Source organism: Scandinavium sp. NPDC088450 (assembly GCF_044900545.1).
Classification (GTDB): domain Bacteria; phylum Pseudomonadota; class Gammaproteobacteria; order Enterobacterales; family Enterobacteriaceae; genus Scandinavium.
This window is the reverse complement of sequence record NZ_JBJDNI010000002.1, coordinates 201,911-222,436: the sequence shown is the minus strand read 5'-3', so window position 1 is coordinate 222,436 and position 20,526 is coordinate 201,911. Positions and strand designations below refer to the sequence as shown.

Sequence of the window (20,526 nt, the reverse complement as noted above, 5' to 3'; positions counted from 1 at the left end):
GGTTACTCGTTATCCGGGTCGAGACGACGACGGCTGATAATACGCAGCAGACGCCACAGCACCCAGGCCAGCAGCACGACGCTCAGCGCAGCCAGAATCGACAGCAGAATCGGATGGTTAGACAATGCAAACCAGACGCGCTCATACCATGGCAAATGCCCGACATAATAGACGTCACCGACACGCAGACTGTTTACGCCAGATTCGCGGATAACCGAGACAGAACCAAACATCGCCGCACGCTTGCCGCTGTCGTTCAGCGCTTGATTCATCAGTTCGAAACCACGTGGGCTGTCGGCCATCAGGGCGATGACGCTGCGCTGATCATGATACGGCGACTGGAAGCCAATGATGGCGGCCATTGGGCCGTCCGAGGTCACCGTAGCCTGAGCCGCAGGTTGGCGCTCGTTGTCGTCCACGTTCACAGAAGGCAGTTCATTCTGGCGAACCGGCGTTTTCACCCAGCTCTTCGTCGCATCAACCAGCAGATCGATATGCTTGTCGTCTTTCAGTTTTTCCGGAATCGATCCAATCAGCATGATGTCAACATCCTGCTTTTGCATCTGGGCCGGATCGTCAGTCAGATTGAGGCGGGATCCCGTCAACCCAACCTGTCCACCGATAGTGGCTACCGTATCCAGCAGCGTGCTCACCTGGTTCTGCGTTGGTTTTGACGGCATGACGATTAACGTATCAGCCAGGTCCGCCATACGGCTGAACGGGAAGCCTGCGTTGGCGAACGCGCGCAAATCTGGCATCGCCAGGAAGTGGTAATAGTTGGAGAAATCGATAGTCGAATCATCACCAATCACCACGTGGTTCAGGATCGGCTGGAAAGTAATACAGTTTTCAATGGTGCCACCCGGCATCGGGTTGGTGTACTGGAAGTCAAAACGCAGTTGGTTGGTCGCCCCCAGACGCAGCGCCGGGATCGTCACTTCGTTTTTGCCGTCCAGCAGGCCCTGAACAATCGGCAGACGCAGCAGCAGGCTGCTCACTTCCTGAGTGCTGCTCAGTTTGTATGACTGCAGGAACTGGTTGTTGAGGTTAATATCCATGCGCGAGCTGTCTTTCATCGCCGGCTGGGTGTAGCGATATTTCAGGTCCATGTCGATGCCGTTGCTGCGCAGCAGATAGAGATCCGGTGGCAGGTTCAGCGACAGGTTGATGGACGCAGGCTCAAGCCCGGTAGACTGCAACTGCTGCTCGTAGGTTTTCAGCTCGCCAAACGTCACCGCGCGGTCGGTGTGCACCCAGTTCGGCGCATCGTAGGGCTTACGCGCCATCAGCGGTTTGACTTCATCCACCGTGACGGTATCTCCACGGAACAGGATGTTCCCGGCGGCAATGCCTTCAGCCGCCTGCAATAAATCTTTGTCATCGCGGCCAAACACCACCAGCAGCTTCACATACGGCTTATCCGGATGGCTGATCATCTGGATCGTCGGAGCTTTCACCAGCGGGTAATCTTTGAGGAAATCAGGGCGCTTGTCATTGGTGGCAAACACAATGGCGTTGCGATCCGGCAACTGGTTATACAGCACCGGGAACGTCTGTCCACGCCAGCCTGCGCGCGCACCAAACCACGAAGCCACCACTGACGCGGCTTTTTGCTGCGTGATATCCGGTGTATCGGCAAATACCATCGGCAAATTCAGCTGGCGGTTGTCGCGGGAATCAAAGAACGGCACCGGGAAGTGCGACAGGTCATTTTTGACGTTGAGCTGCTGGAAGGTCAAATCCAGCGACGTGTTACGCGCCACATCCAGCCACAGCGTGGTACTGGCTGGGTTCTCACATACATCGCGATAGTGGCCGACAAACTCCAGACGAACGTTGTTCAAATCGGTGATGTAAAGTGGATCAACCGGCAGTTGAGCCATCACTTTTTTACCCAATTGCTCTTTGGTGACCGGCAGTACGCCCATCAATTCATCGTTCAGATAGACTTTTAACTGCGACTGCACCGGCAGCAACGAAGGCGATGGCGTGTAGACCAGATTCAGCATCGCTTTGGACACCACTTCATCGCTACGCGTGCCAAACTGCACGGTGCCGTTCGGGTTGGAGCCTTTCAACACCATGCTGCCCGGCGCTGGTGCAATCTGCGCAAAACTCAGTTTCACGTCGCGGCTCGGCGTATTTTCAACAACCGCTGGCGTGGTCACTGCCGCAGCAGAATCTACGGCACCTGGGTCAGTGACGGTGGGATCAACCATGCCCGGAGCCGCGACAGGCGGAACCGGAGCCGCAGGGGTGGTGGCAATGCCTGCCGCCGCAGCAGGGGCTGTCACGACAGGTGCATTTGCCGTGGCGGGCGCAGGTTGTTCAGGTGACGGGGTCGCCGCCGTCGGCTCGGAGTAAGTCGTCAGTGGGGTCAGAGACCCCATTCCCACAGCCGCTGCGCAAATCCAGGAAAGTTTTCTTTTCATCATAGAATCATCATTGTTGAGCCATTGCCGATTGTGGATGCGTCGTGATCGCAGCGCGCTCGGGGCGACGCGGGACAAAAGAGACAATCCAGGCAACCAGTGAAAGAAGCGATCGGAAAATAAATTTCACCGAAGGCGGCGCGAACTCCGCAAGGTGGCGATAACCCCGGAACCCCAGTTTCAAAATGTCCAGCATGCTCTCCAGCGGTTTGTCTTCCGGGAAGCTGTCCTGCCACAGCGCCCAGGTATCGGCACGGGCAAAAGTACACTGAACAAAATCAATATGCTGACGCGTGGACATCGGCAGCAGTTGCAGGCCCACTTCGCTGCCGTAGACGCGAACCACTTGCGTCGGGAAGGCATATTCCTGCTGGCCGCGTTTGAGCAGAAGATTCACTCGCTGCCCTTCCAGCACCTGCGCCTGGCCGTTGATTTTCAGGCCGACACCGCCGTCAGAGAAATCGTGCAGCGTACAAGAGAACAGGTGCCCGTCTTCGCGTGCAATCGCGGCTGGCATCCTCATTTCCACACGGTGAGAGCGGCGAACCTGTTTGCTTTCCACCGATACCGCGACCGCGCCACCGAGAATAATCAGGTTGTAGAACACCCACACGATACTGACCCAGACGGTGAGAATTTCATTCTCCGGCCCGGTGAAGTAGCGCCAGATACCGAATCCAATCCCCAGTAAATTCAGCAACACCAGCCAGAGATACGGACGTGAAATCACCCAGTCGACATACTCTTCTTTGACCAGACCGCCTTTGGCGGTGACGTTAAACTTACCGATTTTCGGGTTAATCAACGCCACGATAGTCGGCGGTGCGATATACCAGGCCAGCACCGTTTCATAGATTTCACTCCAGAACGAGTGGCGGTATTTGCCCTGTATTTTGGAGTTAGTCAGGCTGGCGTGGATCATGTGCGGCAAGACGAACAGCGCAATCATCAGCGCCGGGGCGTAGATGATGTAGGCATGCAGCAGCAAGAACGCCAAAGGCGCGGTGAGGAAGATCAACCGTGGCACGCCTGAAAGGAAGTGGAGCATAGCGTTCGCATAACAGATACGTTGCGCCATCTTCAGCCCTTTACCCAACAGCGGGTTATCCATACGGAAGATTTGCACCATACCGCGCGCCCAACGAATACGCTGACCAATGTGCGCCGACAGGCTTTCTGTCGCCAGGCCAGCCGCCTGTGGGATTCGCATGTAAGCGGAGGTGTAGCCCAGACGGTGCAAACGCAGAGAAGTGTGCGCATCTTCTGTCACCGTTTCTACCGCAATACCGCCAATGGCATCCAGCGGTTCACGGCGGATAACCGCACAGGAACCGCAGAAGAACGTGGCATCCCACATGTCGTTGCCGTCCTGCACCAGGCCATAGAACAGCGTGCCTTCGTTTGGCGTTTTACGAAAACGCCCGAGGTTACGTTCAAACGGATCAGGCGAGAAGAAGTGGTGCGGCGTCTGCATGACGGCGAGTTTATTGTCCTTGCGGAACCAGCCCATGGTCATTTGCAGGAACGAGCGGGTCGGCACGTGGTCACAGTCAAAAATCGCCACAAACTCGCCTTTGGCGTGCTTCAGCGCATTGTTGATGTTACCGGCTTTGGCGTGTTCATGCGTGGTACGCGCGATGTACTCCACCCCGACGTCTTTCGCAAACTGGCGGAACTCTTCACGTCCGCCATCATCCAGGATCCAGATATTCAGCTTGTCTTTCGGCCAGTCGATCCCGAGCGAGGCGTAAAGGGTGTTCTTCACCACGTTCAGGTCTTCGTTGTAGGTCGGGACAAAAATATCGACCGCAGGCCACTGCGACATGTCTTTAGGCATCGGCACAGGCTGGCGATTCAGCGGCCAGATAACCTGGAAATACCCCAGCACCAGCACGATCCAGGCGTAGGTTTCTGCGAAAAGCAAAATGAGGCCGCAGGTCAGGCTGACCGGATCGTTCCAGTTCAGGGTGGCAGTGTAGCGCCACCAGATATAACGGCATGACACCGTAAGCGATAACACAATCAGCATCAGCGCCGAGAAACGCCCCGGCATGCGGCGCACCAGCAGCGCCACGCCCCAAAGCAGCAGCAGGAAAATGAACTGCGACATCGGGTTAAACGGTTGAGTCACGCAGACCAACGCCAACAACAGCGAACAGAAAATAACGACGCCGAGAATGGCTTTACGCACTTTCGGGTTCACATGCGCCAGCTCTTTTTTATGGTCGAGGTGCGCTGTTTTTTTGCTCATTCGCTCCGGCAAATCTTCCAGCCACTGGTGGTAACGTCCGCGAACGCCCGCCATCTTCTTGAAGCCTTGCCAGTCGAAGTTTTTCTTCTCTTCCGTCGGCCGAGTTGCCACCAGCCACACGCTTTGCAGCAGGTAGCGAATCGGGTCCAGCGGACGCGGGCGATGAGGATTGATGTGAGGATAAAATTCGGCGTGATTCTCCCGAATGCGCTGCCAGCGAGGATGCTCCAGCGGCAGGAAAATCCAGGCCAGAGCGACCCAGAAACAGCCCAGCGTGGCACCAAACCACGACGCTTTATGAGTTCGATAATCCTGATACCGCGCGCGCAGGCGTGCCCCCGCTTCCGGTGCCAGCAGCAGAGCGGTCAGGCGTATCATGAAGAGGACTCCACTGCCGCCGGAATACCGGCGTAATGCATCAGGCACCAGTTAGCAAAGGTAATCATCTCTTCGGCGGCCAAAGAGTCACTGCGGTACTCGCCTAAAGGTTGTTTTGCTGCCAGGCACTCGGCCATGGCTTCATCACGATGAATAACTACCGGTAGCAAACGGTGCTGGCTTTGCAGCCAGATGCGATGCAGGTCATCCTGAATCTGGCTGCCCACGCGCAGGTCGTTAATCAAGATGTGACCATGTTTTGGCAGCACTTGCTGATGCAGGCGAATATGTGTGTTCGCGTCCGGATTGACCACCGTCACCACATGATGACAGGCTTCAACCAGCGGCTGGAGCCACGGCGCACTCTCATGCGGGAGATCGACCAGCACCCATTGATGCTGACCCTGCTGATGCAAAGTCTGGATAATTTCAACCGCCTGATTCAGTACCGGGGTCAAAACCTGAAGATTTAAACGTTCTGTGGCTGAAAGCTGGCCAAAGGGGAGAAAATCGACGTGAGAGGTGTATCGCATACCGGCCTGTCGCCAGTCCCCTCCATCGAGTAATGCCCGCGCCCAGCCATCATGGTGCGAAATGCTGTCATTGAAACAAAAACGCAGCATATTATTCGGACACGCGTCGACCACGATGACGGATTCACCCAGCATCTGTAATGACCAACCCAGCGCTGCCGTCAGCGATGTTGTTCCGACGCCGCCTCGCAGGCCCTGCAATCCCAAAATGGCCATTCAGGCTTCCTTATTTATGTTCCGCAAACTCTGCCAGCAGCGGCCAACGCTTTAAGGCGGCAGCAAGATGCTCGCGCTGGGAAATATCGGTGTAATCTATTTCCGGCAATGAGAATGCCCGGCTTAATGCCAAAAAGTCATTCTGGAAGGTGTAGCCAGGCGTTGTATCAGATGGTGTCCGGAGTTCATTCTCAGACATAGCTTTAACCCTTCATCGGACATTTCGTGGATAAACGTATCGGACATTTCTTTGATTCGCGGGACTCAACGCGGGTTCTGCTTTTCGATACACTGTGCCCGATCGGAAAATTCGTTTACATGCTAAATCTGTTACTCTTTAATTTCAATGTTAGGTTTAATCTGACTCTTTTGCTAGTAAACTGAGAGTGAGTTAATTTGCACACGAGGGATGCCGTGGACCCTGTATTTTCACTTGGAATCCAGTCCCTATGGGACGAAGTTAGCCATATGCCCTTAGGCGGTGTGTGGTGGATGAATGTTGAACGTCGGGATGATGCCGTAAGCTTGCTGAATCAAACGATTGCAGCACAGGCTTCTGACGCCAAAATCGCCGTCATCACGATGGGGGAAAAACCCCACACGATAGTGAAACTGAATGACTCTCACGGTCCTGAAAAAATACGCCTGTTCACCATGCCAAAAAATGAAAATGGGCTATACTCGATGCGTCGGGATCTGCTCTGTTCATTAGAACCCGCAGGCTACTTATTTATCCTCTTGTGTGCCGATAATACCTGGCAGAATATTCCCGCCGAACGTTTACGATCCTGGCTAAATAGCGCTCAGCGTTGGGCCGAATACTACCATTGCTCTTTGCTGGTGCTTAATCCTGGTAACAATATCGATGCGCAACTGTCGCTATTATTGAGCGAATATCGAGCCCTTTCCGGTCTGGCAAGTTTACGTTTTCAGGGCGACAGCCACCTGTTTGATATTGCTTTCTGGGGGAACGAGAAAGGGGTCAGTGCGCGCCAGCAATTACGCGTGAAGTATCACGATAAGTTATGGAAACTGGCGGAAGAAGAGGAAGCTGTGGTGCAGCCTCGTAGTGATGAAAAAGACGTGCTCAGCACCAAAGTGGCGCTGGAAGGTGCGCCACCGCTGTCAGAATACTGGTCAGTTTTCGACACTAACGATGCCGTCTTTAACGCTTCCCGTTCAGCACAGGCCGCCACGATAATCTTCTCCGTAGAGCAAACCAGTCAGATAGAACAACTGGCACACTACATTCATACCCTACGTCGACAACGCGGAAGCGCAATGAAGATTGTGGTTCGTGAAACCACAGCCTGCCTGCGCGCAACGGATGAACGCCTGCTGCTGGGCTGCGGCGCGAACCTGGTGGTGCCGTGGAATGCCCCACTCTCACGCTGCCTGACATTGGTGGAAAGTGTGCAAAAACAACAGTTCCAGCGCCACGTTCCGGACGAGATTGGTACCCTGCTGGCGATGACCCAACCGCTGAAACTGCGCGGCTACCAGAAGTGGGATATTTTCTGCGACGCTGTGCACAACATCATGAACAACCCTCTGCTGCCTGATGACAACAAAGGGGTGATGGTCGCTCTGCGCCCGGTGCCAGGCCTGAGAGTGGAGCAAGCGCTCACGCTGTGCCGCCCAAACCGTCTTGGCGATATTATGACCATTGGTGATAATCGTCTGGTGCTGTTCTTAACGTTCTGCCGCATCAACGATCTGGATACCGCGCTCAACCACATCTTCCCGCTGCCGACGGGGGATATTTTCTCCAACCGAATGATTTGGTTTGAAGACAAGCAAATCACTGCGGAAATCGTGCAGATGAAAGCCGTTACCGCTGAGCACTGGACAGCGCCGCTGCCGCTCACGACGGACAGGAACGAAGTGATGAATGCCACGCACGACGGCCGTAGCTGGCGCCGCTTCCCTGAGCCACTTCATCTGGGGCAGACACAGGGAGAATCACAAAAATGATGTCCATTGCCGATATTATTCAATTGGTTGTCCTGTGTGCGCTGATTTTTTTCCCGCTGGGCTATATCGCGCGCCACTTTTTCCGTCGTATTGAAACGACGCTCAGACTGATGTTTTTCAAACCTCGTTATGTCAAACCGGCAGGCACATTGCACAGGACCGGGCACGTCAAGGCAAAGCAAAAAGATGACTAAACCAACTAAAACCGCCGTCTCCCCGTCACCTTTCTGGCAGTACTGGCGCGGCCTCTCCGGCTGGAACTTCTACTTTCTGGTGAAGTTTGGCCTGCTGTGGGCAGGCTATCTGAATTTTCACGCGCTGCAGAACCTGGTCTTTATGGCATTTTTGTTGATGCCGATCCCCAACAGCAAGCTGCACAAATGGCGCCACTGGATTGCCATTCCGATTGGCTTTGCGCTGTTCTGGCATGACACCTGGCTGCCGGGCCCGGAAAGTATTTTCAGCCAGGGCTCGCAGCTGGCGGGCTTCAGTATGGATTACATCCTCGACCTGGTGACCCGTTTTATTAACTGGCAGATGGTCGGGCTGTTCTTCGTTGGCCTCGTGGCGTGGCTGTTTTTATCCCAGTGGGTGCGCGTCACGGTGTTTATCGTGGCGGCGATGCTGTGGCTGAACCTGATAACCGTCGTCGGGCCGAACTTCTCTCTGTTCCCGGGCGGCCAGCAAACCGGCACCGTGACCACCACTGGTGGAACGGCTGCGGCAACTATCGCCACGGCTAACGCAAAACCTGTGGTGGGGGATATTCCTGCACAGACTGCCCCACCGACGTCGGCGAACCTGAATGCCTGGCTGTCTAGCTTCTATGCTGCAGAAGATAAACGCCAGACCACCTTCCCAACGGCATTGCCTGCGGATGCCCAGCCGTTTGAGCTGTTGGTGATCAACATCTGCTCCCTGTCGTGGGATGACATTGAGGCCGCAGGCCTGATGCAGCACCCGCTGTGGTCGCATTTCGATATTGTGTTCAAACACTTTAACTCAGCGACCTCCTACAGCGGCCCGGCTGCCATTCGTTTACTGCGCGCCAGCTGCGGACAGCCCTCGCACACCAACCTCTATTCACCGGCCGGAAAACAGTGCTATCTGTTTGATAACCTTGCCACGCTGGGCTTCAAAAACCAGCTGATGCTGGGCCACAACGGCGTATTTGGCGACTTCCTGAAAGAGCTGCGTAACTATGGCGATATGCAAGCGCCACTGATGGATCAGAAAGGTCTGCCAGTGAACCTGCTTGGGTTTGACGGTTCGCCTGTCTACGACGACCTGGCGGTGCTGAATCGCTGGCTGGAAGGCGAAGGCAAAGAGAACGGTGAACGAACAGCGACCTTCTTTAATATTCTGCCGCTGCATGACGGCAACCATTTTGCCGGGCAAAGCAAAACAGCAGATTACAAAGTGCGTGCGCAGAAGCTGTTTGATGAGCTTGATTCGTTCTTCACCGAGCTGGAAAAATCGGGCCGTAAAGTGATGGTCGTGGTCGCACCAGAGCACGGTGGCGCGCTGAAGGGCGATAAGATGCAAGTCTCTGGCCTGCGCGATATCCCAAGCCCGAACATCACCAACGTGCCAGCCGCTATCAAGTTCTTTGGTATGAAAGCGCCGCATCAGGGCTCTGCGATTGAAATCGACCAGCCGAGCAGCTACCTGGCAATCTCTGAACTGGTGGCCCGCGCGGTTGACGGCAAAATGTTTACCGAAGACAGCGTGAACTGGGATCAGTACACCAGCAATCTGCCACAGACTGCACCGGTCTCAGAAAACTCGAACGCCGTCGTGATTCAGTACCAGGGTAAACCGTATGTCCGTCTCAACGGCGGCGACTGGGTGCCTTATCCTCAGTAAGCTTCGACCACAAAAAACCCGCTCTCGCAGCGGGTTTTTTATTAATAATGATACCGACAAGCAATGATCAGCAGCGCCTCATCAGTCACCTTATACACCAGCCGGTGCTCGCCGGTGACTCGGCGTGACCAGAGCCCTTTCAGGGTATGTCGCAACGGCTCAGGTTTCCCTTTGCCAGAAAAGGGCGTTCGCAGACACTCTTTAATCAGTTCATTGATCCTGGTAAGCACCGACCGGTCATGCTCTTGCCACCAGAGATAATCCTTCCAGGCATCCGCTGCCCAGATCAGTTTCATTCAATGATGTCCCTTTCCAGGCTTTGCCCGGTATTTAATTGCTCGATAGATTGCAGTAAGCGGCGGGCATTTTCTGGGGAACGCAGCAGATGGAAGGTTTCTTCCAGCGCGTTGTACTCTTTCAAAGACATCAGTACACAGTCATCCCCATTCTGTCGGGTAATCAGAACGGGCTCACTCCCTTCAACGGCCTGCATCATGGTTTCCGACAATTTTTGTCGAGCTTCGCTATAAGTGATTGTACGCAAGGGCACCTCCATCATTGTACTAGTTACTGTACAACTTCGATGCATATTTGACCAGTCAACATCCATATACTTTCACCGGTGATTCACTTTTGGGCAGTGTACCCCCCGGAAGTTTGCTGTAAATAGCGCCGTTCCCATTCCTGAAAGCGCCTCGCAAAACGCTGTCGCTACTTCGTAATATCTCGTTCAGCGAGCCAGGTCAGCATTTTCAGGCTGGCGGAGTAATAGTCATCCTGCGCGGTGATTTGCGGTTCGCCCGGGTTATTGCCCATCGTGAAATCACGCACAGCCAGCAGGCCACCGTTCATTGGATAAGGCGAAGTTTCATTGCTGAGCACGTTAACCCAGGCTGGCGTTTTTTCACGCTGATAGCGTCCCCACCAGGCTTTCCACGGTGTCAGCAGTGGGCTTTGCGGGTCTTGCCAGCGGATGTAGAGCGGAATGCGAATCGCGTCGTAGCTCATCCGGGGTTTCCACTGGTCGGCGGGTTTCATTTTGCCGTCCGCGCTCAGGCTGACCCAGTCTGTCGGCAGGTTGGCATTGCCCCAGCCCATTTTGCCAAGCAGCTTCTGCCCGTCTCGCTGTAAATCTCGCCACGCCACCAGATGTGTTCTGTCGGCAAATGCTTTCCAGGCCGGGAAGATAAAATACGAAGGGTTGAGATTGATATAGCTGTTGAGGTTAAAGCCGTTTGCTCCAGGCAACATGACTTTGTACCCGGCATAAGTGATCACTGTGTGTTTGAGCAACGCGCGGGTGATTTCATCGGACGCCATGCCGTAGCTGTTTTCCCGCCACTGCTTTTGCGCTTTCAGCAGCGCCCAGGCAATCATCATGTCGCCGTCGGTGGCATCGTTTTTATCGGTGATCGGATCAGCGGCGACCGGGTTGTAGCGCCAGTAAAACAGGCCGTTATCCTTGTTTTTTAGCGTCGCGTTCGTCCACTGCCAGAGCTTATCAAACGTCGGGCGGTCGTTAAGATTAACCGCCATCAACATGGCAAACCCCTGGCCTTCCGTGTGCGACACATTGCCATTGCCGGTGTCCACCACTCGCCCGTCAGGCATCACAAAACGGGATTTAAAGCTCTCCCAGGCGTCTGCCCGGGCAAAACCCGACATCAGCACTGTCATCGCTATCAGCAGTCGCACCAGCATAGCAGTCACTCTTATGGATTGAAGTAGCGGAACTGTACATCGGTCACGGACCAAATCCGTTCCCGCTGTAGCAGCACATGGTCGCCGCCGCCCTGCGCTTGCAGCCAGCGAGCGTAAAGCCCTTCCAGTATCGTACAAAATGCGTTGCACCAGCGCATCTGTTGTTCCTCATCACGGCTGACGGGCAACGCCTGATGGCGGATAAGAATGCCGTTTTCGCCGGTGTGCAGGGTGATAACGCCCCACTTGAACAACGTCAGGAAGTGGTTGATGTTGCTCTCCAGTTGCCCCAGCGTTTCCGATTCGGGCAGCGGCCAACTCTCCGCAAGCTGCTGGCCCATCTGACGCAGAAACGGCTGGCTTTCCACTTCACCCGCATTACGCACCATCCCATCGACCATGATGGTCAGGAGATCAAACCAGCCCGCAGGTGTCTGTTGCTGTTGAAACCACGCCAGCGCGGTGGAGGCGGTGTTGTCCGTCATTTTAATAATCTCCCAACATGTAACGGAAGTAGAGCGCGGCGGTGCTTTCGTTATAACTCCCAAAGGTGTCGTAACCCACCTGACCGCCAATGGTCATCTGATGATTGACCTTATAATCTGCACCCGCGCGCACGGTGTAACCCATGCCGTTTTCGGTGGTACCCTTGTAGTACGCCTCTTTTGCGAACCCGTTAGCCACAGCGTTTTCTAACGACTGCTGCCAGCCGGACTGCGTTGGGAAGTACGGGCTTTCATCCTGACTGTAGGACTGATAGCCGACCGCGCCGCCCACTTTCAGCGTCCAGTTGTTGTATTTCTGCGTCAAATCCACCGGCAGCGACACGCTGACATAGTTCTGCGGACTGAAGTAGCCGCCCTGCCCGAAGGTGAACTGGCTTAAGTTCTTCGAGAAGTCCATGTAGCTCATGCTGAGCCCGGTTTGCAGCGTCTGGTATTCATCGTGATACGGACGCAGATAGACCCCGGCGTTGGCATTAAAGCTGGTGTTGCTTTCCACGTTGTCGCCGAGATAGCTGTAGCCACCCGCGCCCACATAGAACCCGGCATCACCATCGTCATAGCTCAGTTGAACGTCACCGCCGTTTTTCGTCACCTGACCCCAGGTTTTGCCGGAATACTGATCTTTCAGCCCAACATACGAAAGCAGGCTGTCGGTCAGCGAACGGCGCTCGCCGGTGAAGATAAGCGACAGATAGTTCGTCAGCTTCGGCGACCATTTCACGCCGCCGACCAGCGTATTGAGATCCTGCCCGAGCGGCGTACTGCCGATATCAATCTTGTAATCGTCACCACTCAGCGCCATCCCCAGCTCAACGCCGTTGGCCTTTTGCGAATCCGTCGAGACATCGCCCGGCTGATTCACGTTCGGTTTCTGGTTGGAGGCCGCCAGATAGGAAGCCACTCTCCCGCCGTCGTACGCGCCAAGCTTCGCCAGATTCTCCATTCCGCTATCGGTTGTGGCATTGAAATCAGCCGGGTCTAGCGTGCCCAATCCGGCCAACGCTGCGGCCCCCGGGTTCGCGGCGAAGTAAACCGCGCGCTCTGCGGCAGTCATATTCGCAATGGCTTTCTGTTCATTTGTTGCAGTGGTGGTGATGTTCGATACCGCATTTGAGAGCGGATTCGAACCGTAGCGACGCCAGGCATCGCCAGTTGCAGCCCCGGCGCTGAGCGTCACTGGTGTGACGGTGAAATCAAAGCGTGCGTCGCCAAACGGGGAAGAAGACCACGTCAGCGGCGCTTTCATTTCAGTGAGTTTACTGGTGCCCGATTCCCCATCGCGGCTGCGAACCTGCATGCCCGCTTGCAGCCAGGTACCGGTTTTCTCTTCGAGCTGCTGCATCATGGTGTCAACCTGGCGCAGCGTACGGGTTTGGGCAGTATCCACTGGCAAATCGGTACGCTGAGTGCCCGGATACGCCGTGCCCGGATCAGCAGCCACCTGCCCGACCTGCCACGGCAGCGTGGTGCCATAGGCTGAAGCCGTGCGCGGCGGAACCTGTGTTTTCGAGGTGCCGATGAACGGGTTATCTGCCATCAGCAAACCGCCCACCGTTGGTGTCTGAGCGTTGTTGGAGGACTCCAGCCCCACCAGCTTGCCGCGCGCGCTACGCAGATAAGTCATGGCCTGCTGATGGTGGCCCTGCGCTTCTTCCACGCGAGCCAGCAGCAGTAAGCGATCAGGCGTGTTGTCGTTACGTAATCCTTTCGCCAAATCCGCAGCGCGATCGTCGTTGCCTTGTGCCAACGCCACATCGATTGCACCCGCGCGGGCATCCTGCGTTGGCGTGTCACGCGTCATCAGGTAGTCATAAACGACACCCGCTTCTTTGTTCATTTTGCCCGTCTGATACAGACGCGCCATGGCAAACATCAGGTCGGTGTTTTGCGGATCGTTTTGCAGCGCGCCAATCAGTTTGTCGTAAGCCCCGGCATAGTTGCCTTGCTCACGCAGCCTATCGGCATCGTTGATCACGTAACCATTACGAATGCTTGCCAGCTGCGTCGGCGTGCTGCTGGCCTGTAAGGTAGGATTCGACAGCAGCGTCTGCGCTTCACGCGTTAACCCGGCCTGATTCAGTACTGTCACCTGGTCGGCGTAATCGCCCACGTTGCCCTGCACGCCCTGGCTAATGTTGTTCCGCACCAGCGAAACAGCCGTATTCATATCACCGCTATCCGCCAGCATACGTGCCAGTTTACCGACATCCGCCGGATCTTTCGGCGGCGTCGCCGCCAGCGCTTTCAGGGTGTTTGCGGCGGCGACAGTATTGCCTTGGGCCAGATAGCTTTGTGCTGTCGCCATTTGCAGGTTGTAGTTCACACGCTGGCGCAAATCCCGCATTTGCTGAGTTTGCGCTGAAGCTGGAATACGCGACAACAGTGACTGCGATTGCTGCCATGCCCCCTGCTCGCTGGCAAACAGCGCAGCAGCATAAAGCGAGTTACTGCTGGCTCCCGGGCGATAGGCGGCCGCCATTACCGAAGCGGCTTCGCCACTGTTGCCTGATTTTTGCAGCAAACGGGCGAGGTCCAGACGCATCCACGGATCGTCCGGATAACGCGCCACGCCCTGTTGCAGCGTGGCAATGGCCTGCTGTGTATTGCCGTTGACCGCCAGTTGTTGTGCCTGACGGCGAATGCCATCACCCGGCACGCCAGTCACCACTTTCGGCGACAGCTTAGCCTGCAAACTGGCTGGCAGCGTGCGCAGCATCGCCTGGGCTTCTTCCGTTTTGTTCTGATCGCGCAGCACGTAATACAGGTTTTCACGCGCGGAGGCGTTTTGCGGCTGATCGTTAAGCAACGAACGCAGCGTCTGTTCCGCCTGCGGATAATCTTTGTTGTGACGCAGCACATCAGCACGGAACAGCTTGGCGGCTGTGCCTCGTGTGCCGCTTTGTTCTGCCAGCGGAGCAGACAGCGCCAGCGCCTGGCTGACGTTGCCTTGCTTATAAGCCGCCTGTGCCTGTGCCAGTTGCCCATAGAATTGCGCGTCGAGCGCCTGTTCTTTGCGTGATGCGGAAGCATCGCCACCCAGTGCGGCTGCACGGTTAAGGTATTGTGCCGCCGCCTGATAATCGCCATTACGCTGAGCGATATAGCCCATTCCCGCCAGCGCATCAGCATCTTCCGGGTTGGTCTGTAAAACCTGCTCGAACTGCTGTTTCGCGCCCGCGGTATTACCGCTGTTGAGATCGGTATAACCCTGGCCTTTCGCCAGCCCGCCCACATGTTCACGGTAGTACGCCTGTACCGCCGAATCCTGCGGGTGGCGCTGCATCCAGGTGTTGTAATACTGGTCATCGCCCGATTGCGGCCCCAGCCACAACAGCGCCTGACGTAACCCGGCATCCGCTTCTTTGTTGCCGCTCGCCATCGGCTCCAGCATCTCGATACCTTCACGGCGTGAGTCTTCACGCCAGGTCAGCACTTTGCCGAGCGCCACACGGCTGGCGTTATCCTGCGGATGCTGCGCCACGTAGCCTCGCAGCTCGCTTAATGCCTGAGGGTAGAGCGACTTATCGCTCGCCATGGTCATGTAGTATTCCGCCGCCAGCGCCTGAGGCGGCTGGTTGCCGTTAAACATGCTGCGCCAGGTGGTCAGTGCTGCGGGAATATTGCCGCTACGCGCCTGCTGACGGGCAAGGTTTAGCTGGCCCTGCGGGACTTTCGCCATTTTGCGGGCGTTATCCAGCTCCTGTAAGCCGTTGTCATTCGGCGAGGCTTTCGCCAGACGCTCACGCCACTGCGCGGACGCCTGCATGTTGCCGCTCTGCTGGTTCCACAACGCCATCAGGTAAAGCGCCTGAGTGTTGTTGGGGTCGACCATCAGCACTTTCTTCAGCGAGTCCATCGCCAGGTCGTCATGGGATTTTTCATGCCAGTACTGCGCCTGATCGAACAGCGCTTTCATCGCCGCATCGTTGCCCGCCGCCAGGGCGCTGTCCATCGCCCCGAACGCCAGCGCGCCGGAAAGGCACAGCGTGGAAAGCCTGCGCAGCTTAGGTGTTTTCATTGGGGTGGCTCTTTTCATTTATCTTCCCCCGGATTCAGGCGCTTACGAGCATGACGGCGGAACATGGCGGTGAGCGCCACGCCCATTATCGTGGTGGCAATCAGCCCCAGGATCGCCAGCAGGCCGGAGTGCTGGTTGGCATACCAGATGGCCATCATGTACCACGGCATTTGCCCGCTTGGGAACTGAGTGCTGACGCGGAAACTGCGCACCCCGTTTTCATTGGTGATGATTGAGGTGTCGCCACGGATCCCGGCGTTGATGCGCGGTGAATTCAGGTCGTCATACAAGTGCGACAGCTGCTCGTCGTTACTGCCGATGGCGGTCACCACCAGACGATCACTGTTCCACGGCGAGCGATAGCTGATAAACCCACGCCAGGAGCTGTTGGAGGAGAAGTAACGGTCTGCGTCAACCCCATCTGCCGTCCAGTCGCCAACCATCCAGCGCTGCAGTTTTTGCCACGTGGTGGCCCCACGCACGCCAAGGGTGTTATCGGTGACGGTATAAGGCGAGTTCTCCAGCAAACTCTGGTTGAAGGCTTTCTGATCGAGACCACTGACCGCCAGCACATCACGGTTACGCAGATACTCCAGATTCGCCCCACCTGCCGGAATGCCCATCACCACTTTGTTGTTGCCAAGCGCGGTACCGGTGGCATTACCGGAACGCGCGGTCATGTTCAGCATCGTGGTAATCTGCATTTCAGACGGTTTTTCCGGCAGCAGTAACACGGTCTGTGAGTAGTCCGCGAGGCGCGTGAACGGGAACGAAGCCCCGACAAAATACGACAGGTTCGGCAGCAGCGCGAAGTGGCGGGTGTGGCTCAAATCAATCCACGAGTCGTCGGTTATCCGGCTCTTGATGTTGTTGTTGAGCAGTACGCTGCACGGGGCGCTGTCTTTCGGCACCACGTTGAAATAGAGCGACATCTGGTTGTCACCGTAAATCAGGTACGGCTCCAGCGGAATGGTGAACTGTTCCTGACGAGCGTCACCACCGAGTTTGTGCCACAGCGACTCCAGCAGCCCTTGCTTGTTCATCGGCAGATTGCGCAGGAAAGTGTTGTTGAGCGTCACGCTCAGCAAGGATTTCTGCTCATCAATCCAGCTTTCAGACGGGAAACGGTAGCCAATCTGCAGCGGAATAGTTTCGCCATCCCACAAGTACAAATCTGGCGCTGCACGGAACGCCACACGCAGCGGCTCATGCCATACCCCGCTGACGGTCGTGCTCTGATCTTTACGGATCAGATCGCTGATTTTCACCCGACGATCGGTTGCGATCCAACGCGGCGCATCGTAAGGACGGCTCACGGGGATCGCCTGCGGATCGATATCGCTGCTGGCTGTTTGCAGGGCAAAGTTGCCCTTCGTCAGCCGCCAGGCCGCTGCACGCAGCGCGGTTTCATCGTTGCCGACAATCAGCAGCAGTTTATAAACCGGGTTCGCCGGGTTCGGAATGATTTTCAGCAGCGGCTTGCTGGTTTGCGGCAACGTCAGCCCGCCAACCTGCTCACCAGGATGCCCAATCACGATACCGTGTTTATCCGGCAGGCGGTCATGCAGCGCATCGAAGGAGATCCCTCGGTAATCCGCCTGAATCCCCAGCCAGGAAGAGACTATCGCCGCCGCGCCCACTTCATCAGGCGTCACGCGTGCCGGGAAGCTCACGGAAACGCTGGCAGGCGTCATCTGCATGCTGTCGAAAAACGGGCGTGGGAAGTGGCTCAAATCAGAACCAATATCCAGTTGCTGCCCTTCCCAGTTAAAACGGGAAGTCGGCATGATCACCACGCGATATTTATCCGTCAGGTCACGCAGACACTGCTGAGCATCGCCGTCGTTAATTTTGAAACTCAGGTTGTTGCTCGACACCATCAGCGCCGCCGGAACGTCGAGCTGATAGTGGGAAATGTCATTTTCTGCCGCGCCCAGTGGCACGGTGCCTAACGGCTGGCCGTTGAGCATTAATTGCAGCGTAGCGTTACGGGTCGCCATTTCTGGCGAAACTTTCACATCAAGATTCAGCTGTGCTGTGGTGACCACCTGATCACCAGGCAGCGTAAAATCAGCGCCGCCCTGGAGCTGCCCGCCGCTGAGGATCACCCCTTCCGGCATCCCCATTTGCGACAGGTTCAGGCTGCTGACCATTGAGGGAACCAGGCCACCGAGCGCTGGCGTGGTGTCATCCTGAACGGGTGGCAGAGTCGGAGGCGGAACGACCGCAGCAGGTGTGCTGTTTGCCTCCGGTGCCGGAGTGGTTTCAGGCGTTGTCGTCGTGGTATCGGGTGCAGCCGTCGTATCAGGTGCCGCCGTGGTATCAGGTGCAGCCGTTGAGTCTGGTGCCGCATCCCCTTCCGCTGCTGCCGCATCAGGCGCAGTCGCACTGGTTGCAGGCGCACTCTGGCTGTCAGGTGCTGCATCCCCGCTTTCAGCAATCGGAGACGGGAAGCTCATCGGCGCTGATGGCGTGTCGTCGCTGTGGACAGAAGGCGCCAGCAGCGTGCCCATCAGCAACGCCAGCGTCGTCATTCGTTTCATACTCGGCCTTCCCCTTTTGCCATCGCCGCACGCGCGCGACGATTCTCCTTACGCGATTTCCAGGACAGCCAGAACAGGTCAAAGACGCAGCGTAAAATGGTCACGAACGAGCGGAACGGGTTGTCCTGCGGACGCGGCGGATTGATCCAGGCATCGGCACGAGACAACACCACACGTACCAGCTCACGGCGGCGCGACAGCGGCATGTTTTCTTCAAACATCAGGCGAATATAGCGCTCGTCCGAGGCAATCATTTTCGCCGGAATCGAAATCGCGCCGGAGCCGAGGATCAGTTCCACTTCTTCAATCTCATCATTCAGATGACGCTCATCCTGAACCACCACGCGGCAGCCGCCCATTGACAGGTCAGCGGTGGTGCTGCGAGACACAATGCCGCTGGCATAGTGGATCAACACCGGAATATCGACATCGATACGGATAGTTTTACGGGTTTGTTTGGTTTCACGCGCCACCGCGATGGCCGCCAGCAGGAAGATAAGGCTGTAAGCGCCCCAGCCAACGTTCAGGGCGATAACGCTCGGGTCTGAGCCGAAGTAGTCATGACCGATAGCCCTGACAATACCGGCAATCACCGCGGCCCCCAGCAAGAACGCCACCACCAGATGCGGGCGCACCACCGTGAAGTCGAAATAGCCTACATCCAGCAACTGGCCTTTGTCGGTCACGTTGAACTTGCCGCGTTTCGGGAAAATCATGGTGATAAGCGTCGGCAGCACCAGGTGGAAGGCCAGCACGATGTCGTAGATTTCGCCCCAGAAGCTGTAACGATAGCGGCCATTCATTCGCGAGCCGACGTAGATTGCCAGGAACAGGTGTGGCAAGGCGTAAGCGACAATCAGGCTCGCGGAAGAGTGAATGATGTTGAGGTTAAACAACAGATACGCCAGCGGCGCGGTGACAAACACCACACGCGGCAGAGCAAACTGGTAGTACATCATGGCGCTGAGATAACACAGGCGCTGCTGGAATGTGAGCCCACGCCCAAACAGCGGGTTATCCATACGGAAAATCTGGGTCATGCCGCGCGCCCAGCGGGTTCGCTGGATAACGTGCAGAACCAGACGCTCCGTCGCAAGCCCAGCGGCCAGTGGGATATCGATAAACGCAGATTTCCAGCCAAGACGCTGCATCTTCAACGCGGTGTGCGCATCTTCGGTCACGGTTTCTACCGCAAAACCGCCAATCTCTTCCAGCGCACTGCGGCGGATCACCGCACAGGAACCGCAGAAGAAAGTCGCGTTCCAGTTGTCGTTGCCCTGTTGAATCGGCCCGTAGAACAGCATCCCTTCGTTAGGAATATCGCGGCCTACGGAAAGGTTACGTTCAAACGGGTCTGGCGAGTAGAAGTAGTGTGGCGTCTGCACCAGCGCCAGTTTCGGGTCTTTTAAGAAGCCGCCAACCGTCGCCTGCAGGAAAACTCGCGTTGCTACGTGGTCGCAGTCGAAAACACAAATCAGCTCGCCTTTGGTGAGCTTCATCGCGTGGTTCAGGTTGCCCGCTTTGGCGTGTTTGTTGTCCGGACGGGTGATATACCCCACCCCCACATCCGCAGCAAACACCGCAAATTCACTGCGCTTGCCGTCATCCAGCAGGTAGATTTTGATTTTGTCTTTCGGGTAGTCGATACACTGCGCCGCCAGCACGGTATCGCGTACCACTTCCAGCGGTTCGTTGTAGCTTGGGATATAGACATCCACCGTTGGCCACAACGACATATCATCCGGCAGCGGCGTAATATCGCGCTTTAACGGCCAGACGGTCTGCAAATAGTTCAGCAGCAGCATTATCCAGATATAGACTTCCGCCAGAAATAACCCTGTTCCGAGGATGGCTTCTATTTCTGAATTAAAATGCAGCGTTTGCGTCAGGCGAAAATACATATATCGGGTCGACATCAGCAGCGACGTCACCACCATGATAACCGAGATACTGCGCCGTTTACTGAATCCCATCAGGAAAAGAATGCCAATGCTCAGCAAGCCGAAAATAAACTGTTTCTGGCTGTCCATGGGCGTAGCAATCACAAGTATGGCAATCGGTGCCAGTGCCAACACCAGCAACCAAAAGAGAAACTTTTTCATAGGCGA

The 20,526-nt window shown here is 56.1% G+C and carries 14 protein-coding genes; 3 read left to right on the top strand and 11 right to left on the bottom strand.

The genetic code is table 11. The features are described from left to right. Window positions 1-2 precede the first annotated feature (2 nt). The 4 genes from bcsB (ACI2I2_RS03615) to bcsR are packed head-to-tail and all read right to left on the bottom strand — an operon-like array spanning window position 3 to window position 6,009. Window positions 3-2,432 (bottom strand): cellulose biosynthesis cyclic di-GMP-binding regulatory protein BcsB, encoded by a 2,430-nt coding sequence (gene bcsB, locus ACI2I2_RS03615; RefSeq protein ID WP_404656732.1) that lies wholly within the window; start codon window positions 2,430-2,432, stop codon window positions 3-5. Between the two features lie 10 nt (window positions 2,433-2,442). Further along, window positions 2,443-5,061 (bottom strand): UDP-forming cellulose synthase catalytic subunit, encoded by a 2,619-nt coding sequence (gene bcsA, locus ACI2I2_RS03610; protein WP_404656659.1) that lies wholly within the window; start codon window positions 5,059-5,061, stop codon window positions 2,443-2,445. Further along, entirely contained in the window at window positions 5,058-5,810 is a 753-nt protein-coding gene (bcsQ, locus tag ACI2I2_RS03605; protein ID WP_404656658.1) for a cellulose biosynthesis protein BcsQ, read from the bottom strand. The genes bcsA (ACI2I2_RS03610) and bcsQ overlap by 4 nt, the downstream gene beginning before the upstream one ends. A gap of 10 nt (window positions 5,811-5,820) precedes the next feature. Further along, entirely contained in the window at window positions 5,821-6,009 is a 189-nt protein-coding gene (bcsR, locus tag ACI2I2_RS03600; RefSeq protein WP_404656657.1) for a cellulose biosynthesis protein BcsR, read from the bottom strand. A 215-nt stretch (window positions 6,010-6,224) separates the two neighbouring features. Here bcsR and bcsE point away from each other — a divergent pair, with 215 nt between their 5' ends. The 3 genes from bcsE to bcsG are packed head-to-tail and all read left to right on the top strand — an operon-like array spanning window position 6,225 to window position 9,650. Then, a complete protein-coding gene (gene bcsE / locus ACI2I2_RS03595) occupies window positions 6,225-7,784 on the top strand; it encodes a cellulose biosynthesis c-di-GMP-binding protein BcsE (RefSeq protein ID WP_404656656.1) in 1,560 nt (519 codons plus the stop codon). After that, window positions 7,781-7,978 (top strand): cellulose biosynthesis protein BcsF, encoded by a 198-nt coding sequence (gene bcsF / locus ACI2I2_RS03590; RefSeq protein ID WP_404656655.1) that lies wholly within the window; start codon window positions 7,781-7,783, stop codon window positions 7,976-7,978. The genes bcsE and bcsF overlap by 4 nt, the downstream gene beginning before the upstream one ends. Then, window positions 7,971-9,650, top strand: coding sequence for a cellulose biosynthesis protein BcsG (gene bcsG / locus ACI2I2_RS03585; RefSeq protein WP_404656654.1), 1,680 nt, complete (start codon window positions 7,971-7,973; stop codon window positions 9,648-9,650). The genes bcsF and bcsG overlap by 8 nt, the downstream gene beginning before the upstream one ends. 41 nt (window positions 9,651-9,691) lie before the next feature. Here bcsG and ACI2I2_RS03580 read toward each other — a convergent pair whose 3' ends face one another. The 7 genes from ACI2I2_RS03580 to bcsA (ACI2I2_RS03550) all read right to left on the bottom strand — a co-directional run bounded on the left by ACI2I2_RS03580 (window position 9,692) and on the right by bcsA (ACI2I2_RS03550) (window position 20,520). Next, a complete protein-coding gene (locus ACI2I2_RS03580; protein ID WP_404656653.1) occupies window positions 9,692-9,946 on the bottom strand; it encodes a Txe/YoeB family addiction module toxin in 255 nt (84 codons plus the stop codon). Then, entirely contained in the window at window positions 9,943-10,194 is a 252-nt protein-coding gene (yefM, locus tag ACI2I2_RS03575) for a YoeB-YefM toxin-antitoxin system antitoxin YefM (RefSeq protein ID WP_404656652.1), read from the bottom strand. Before yefM ends, ACI2I2_RS03580 begins: the two co-directional genes overlap by 4 nt. A gap of 167 nt (window positions 10,195-10,361) precedes the next feature. After that, window positions 10,362-11,351 (bottom strand): glycosyl hydrolase family 8, encoded by a 990-nt coding sequence (locus tag ACI2I2_RS03570; protein WP_404656651.1) that lies wholly within the window; start codon window positions 11,349-11,351, stop codon window positions 10,362-10,364. Between the two features lie 11 nt (window positions 11,352-11,362). Further along, complete coding sequence (gene bcsD, locus ACI2I2_RS03565) at window positions 11,363-11,836, bottom strand: cellulose biosynthesis protein BcsD (protein ID WP_404656650.1); 474 nt, start codon at window positions 11,834-11,836, stop codon at window positions 11,363-11,365. Between the two features lies 1 nt (window position 11,837). After that, window positions 11,838-15,893, bottom strand: coding sequence for a cellulose synthase subunit BcsC-related outer membrane protein (locus ACI2I2_RS03560; RefSeq protein WP_404656649.1), 4,056 nt, complete (start codon window positions 15,891-15,893; stop codon window positions 11,838-11,840). Beyond that, window positions 15,890-18,418 carry a cellulose biosynthesis cyclic di-GMP-binding regulatory protein BcsB gene (gene bcsB, locus ACI2I2_RS03555; protein ID WP_404656648.1) on the bottom strand — a complete coding sequence of 843 codons (2,529 nt, stop codon included), beginning with the start codon at window positions 18,416-18,418 and terminating at the stop codon, window positions 15,890-15,892. The genes ACI2I2_RS03560 and bcsB (ACI2I2_RS03555) overlap by 4 nt, the downstream gene beginning before the upstream one ends. Continuing rightward, window positions 18,415-20,520, bottom strand: coding sequence for a UDP-forming cellulose synthase catalytic subunit (bcsA, locus tag ACI2I2_RS03550; protein WP_404656647.1), 2,106 nt, complete (start codon window positions 20,518-20,520; stop codon window positions 18,415-18,417). Before bcsA (ACI2I2_RS03550) ends, bcsB (ACI2I2_RS03555) begins: the two co-directional genes overlap by 4 nt. Between the last annotated feature and the right edge of the window lie 6 nt (window positions 20,521-20,526).

Bases quoted from the DNA above. Each gene is read 5' to 3' on its own strand.
- bcsB (WP_404656732.1), bottom strand. From the start codon at position 2,432: ATGAAAAGAAAACTTTCCTGGATTTGCGCAGCGGCTGTGGGAATGGGG.
- bcsA (WP_404656659.1), bottom strand. From the start codon at position 5,061: ATGATACGCCTGACCGCTCTGCTGCTGGCACCGGAAGCGGGGGCACGC.
- bcsQ (WP_404656658.1), bottom strand. From the start codon at position 5,810: ATGGCCATTTTGGGATTGCAGGGCCTGCGAGGCGGCGTCGGAACAACA.
- bcsR (WP_404656657.1), bottom strand. From the start codon at position 6,009: ATGTCTGAGAATGAACTCCGGACACCATCTGATACAACGCCTGGCTAC.
- bcsF (WP_404656655.1), top strand. From the start codon at position 7,781: ATGATGTCCATTGCCGATATTATTCAATTGGTTGTCCTGTGTGCGCTG.
- bcsG (WP_404656654.1), top strand. From the start codon at position 7,971: ATGACTAAACCAACTAAAACCGCCGTCTCCCCGTCACCTTTCTGGCAG.
- ACI2I2_RS03580 (WP_404656653.1), bottom strand. From the start codon at position 9,946: ATGAAACTGATCTGGGCAGCGGATGCCTGGAAGGATTATCTCTGGTGG.
- ACI2I2_RS03570 (WP_404656651.1), bottom strand. From the start codon at position 11,351: ATGCTGGTGCGACTGCTGATAGCGATGACAGTGCTGATGTCGGGTTTT.
- bcsD (WP_404656650.1), bottom strand. From the start codon at position 11,836: ATGACGGACAACACCGCCTCCACCGCGCTGGCGTGGTTTCAACAGCAA.
- ACI2I2_RS03560 (WP_404656649.1), bottom strand. From the start codon at position 15,893: ATGAAAAGAGCCACCCCAATGAAAACACCTAAGCTGCGCAGGCTTTCC.
- bcsB (WP_404656648.1), bottom strand. From the start codon at position 18,418: ATGAAACGAATGACGACGCTGGCGTTGCTGATGGGCACGCTGCTGGCG.
- bcsA (WP_404656647.1), bottom strand. From the start codon at position 20,520: ATGAAAAAGTTTCTCTTTTGGTTGCTGGTGTTGGCACTGGCACCGATT.